1 pseudogene is annotated in these 2,758 nt (G+C 61.6%); it reads left to right on the forward strand.

The features are described 5' to 3' along the window. Positions 1 to 2,758: pseudogene (locus EOA60_RS27380) on the forward strand (HAMP domain-containing protein); the annotation flags it as partial.

The following is a 2,758-nucleotide window of genomic DNA, read 5'->3' on the forward strand; positions in this document are numbered from 1 at the left end:
ATGGTGGACCAGCTCAATTCATTCGCGTCGGAGGTCACCCGCGTGGCGCGCGAAGTGGGCTCGGAAGGCAAACTGGGAGGTCAGGCGCATGTCGAGGGCGTCGGCGGCACCTGGAAGGATCTGACCGACAATGTCAACGCGATGGCCGGCAATTTGACCGTGCAGTTGCGCGACGTCTCCAAGGTCGCGACCGCAATCGCCACCGGCGACCTGACCCAGAAGATCACCGTCGACGCCTTGGGCGAAATCCTGCAGATCAAGGACGTCATCAATACGATGGTGGATCAGTTGAACTCCTTCGCCTCGGAGGTGACGCGCGTCGCCCGCGAAGTGGGTTCCGACGGCAAGCTCGGCGGACAGGCGCAGGTGCGCGGTGTTGCCGGCACCTGGAAGGACCTCACCGACAACGTCAACGCCATGGCCGCCAATCTCACGGGCCAAGTGCGCAACATTGCGGAGGTGACGACCGCCGTCGCACTCGGTGATCTGTCGAAAAAGATCACGGTCGATGTGCGCGGTGAAATCCTGGAGCTCAAGGACACCATCAACACGATGGTGGACCAATTGAACTCCTTTGCCTCGGAAGTGACGCGCGTGGCGCGCGAGGTCGGCACCGAAGGCAAGCTCGGCGGTCAGGCACAGGTGCGCGGCGTCGCCGGCACCTGGAAGGACCTGACCGACAACGTCAACTCGATGGCCGAGAACCTCACCGGTCAGGTTCGCAACATCGCAGAAGTTACCACAGCGGTGGCGCGAGGCGACCTGTCCAAGAAGATCACCGTCGATGTGAAAGGCGAGATCCTGGAGCTGAAGTCGACCATCAACACCATGGTCGACCAGCTCAACTCGTTCGCCGGCGAGGTGACGCGCGTGGCGCGCGAAGTCGGCACCGAAGGCAAGCTCGGCGGTCAGGCTCGGGTGGAGGGTGTGGCCGGTACCTGGAAGGACTTGACCGACAACGTCAATCTGATGGCGACCAATCTGACCAACCAGGTGCGCGGCATTGCCGACGTCGTCACCGCGGTTGCCCAGGGCAATCTGAAGCGCAAGCTTGCGGTCGATGCCAAGGGCGAGATCGCTTCTCTGGCGGACACGATCAACGGCATGATCGAGACGCTGGCGACCTTCGCGGATCAGGTGACCAACGTGGCTCGCGAGGTCGGCATCGAGGGCAAGCTCGGCGGCCAGGCCAGGGTGCCGGGCGCCGCCGGCCTGTGGCGCGACCTGACCGACAACGTCAATCAGCTGGCGGCGAACCTGACGACCCAGGTCCGGGCCATCGCCGAAGTGTCGACCGCGGTGACCAAGGGCGACCTCACCCGCTCGATCAGCGTGCAGGCCTCCGGCGAGGTCGCGGCGCTGAAGGACAACATCAACGAGATGATCCGCAACCTCAAGGACCAGACCTTGAAGAATGCCGAGCAGGATTGGCTGAAGACCAATCTCGCCCGTTTCTCGCGCATGCTGCAGGGCGAGCGGGACCTTGCCACGGTTTCGCGGATGATCATTTCCGAGCTCGCGCCGCTGGTGAACGCGCAATATGGCCTGTTCTACGTCACCAATCGCGACGAGGAAGAATCCTATCTGGAACTGGCCGCGTCCTACGCCGCCGAAGGCAAGGCCACCGTCCGCCAACGGGTCGACTTCCGCGAAGGCCTGATCGGGCAGTGCGCCGCCGACAAACGGGCAATCATGCTCGATGACGTCCCATCGAGCTTCCTGCGCATCACCTCCGGCCTGGGCGAGGCCCCGCCGGCGAGCGCCATCGTCCTGCCGGCATTGTTCGAGGACGAGGTCAAGGCGGTTATCGAACTGGCTTCGTTCAGCCGGTTCAGCGATACGCACCGCCTTTTCCTGGAGCAGCTCATGGAATCGGTCGGTATCGTGCTCAACACGATCGCCGCGACCATGCGCACGGAAGGGCTTCTCAAGCAATCGCAGCTTCTGACGTCCGGAACTGCAGTCGCGTCAGACCGAGCTCACCAAGAAGCAGGAAGAGCTTCACGCCACCAATGAGGAGCTGCAGGAAAAGGCGCAACTGCTCGAGAATGAAAAGAAGCAGGTGGAAAACAAGAATCTCGAGATCGAGATGGCCAGGCGGGCTCTGGAGGAGAAGGCCGAGCAGCTGGCGCTGACCTCCAAATACAAATCCGAATTCCTGGCGAACATGAGTCACGAGCTGAGGACGCCGCTAAATTCGCTTTTGATCCTGTCCAATCTGCTTGCGACAAACCAGCAGGGGAATCTGAACGACAAGCAGATCGATTTCGCGCGTACGATCAACTCGGCAGGTACCGACCTGCTCAGCCTCATCAACGACATACTGGATCTTTCCAAGATCGAGTCCGGCACGGTGTCGATCGAAATCAACGACATGCCGCTCGCACACCTGCGCCAGCATATGGAGCGGACTTTCAGACAGCTTGCGGCTGACAAGGGGCTCGGCTTCACCATCAAGATCGAGCAAGCCCTGCCTGAGACGATCCGCACGGACGAAAAGCGGCTGCAGCAGATCGTGCTCAATCTGCTGTCCAATGCCTTCAAATTCACTTCCAACGGCGAGGTGATCCTGAACATCCATGCCGAGAGAACCGGCCGCAAGAACGGTGCGGGCCCCCGGGCGCTGGCGATCGCCGTTACCGATACCGGGATCGGCATTCCGGAAGACAAGCAAAAGCTTATCTTCGAGGCCTTTCAGCAGGCCGACGGCACGACCAGCCGCAAATATGGCGGCACTGGCCTCGGCCTTTCCATCAGC

Origin of the sequence: Mesorhizobium sp. M1A.F.Ca.IN.020.06.1.1 (assembly GCF_004023265.1) — a bacterium.
GTDB lineage: Bacteria > Pseudomonadota > Alphaproteobacteria > Rhizobiales > Rhizobiaceae > Mesorhizobium.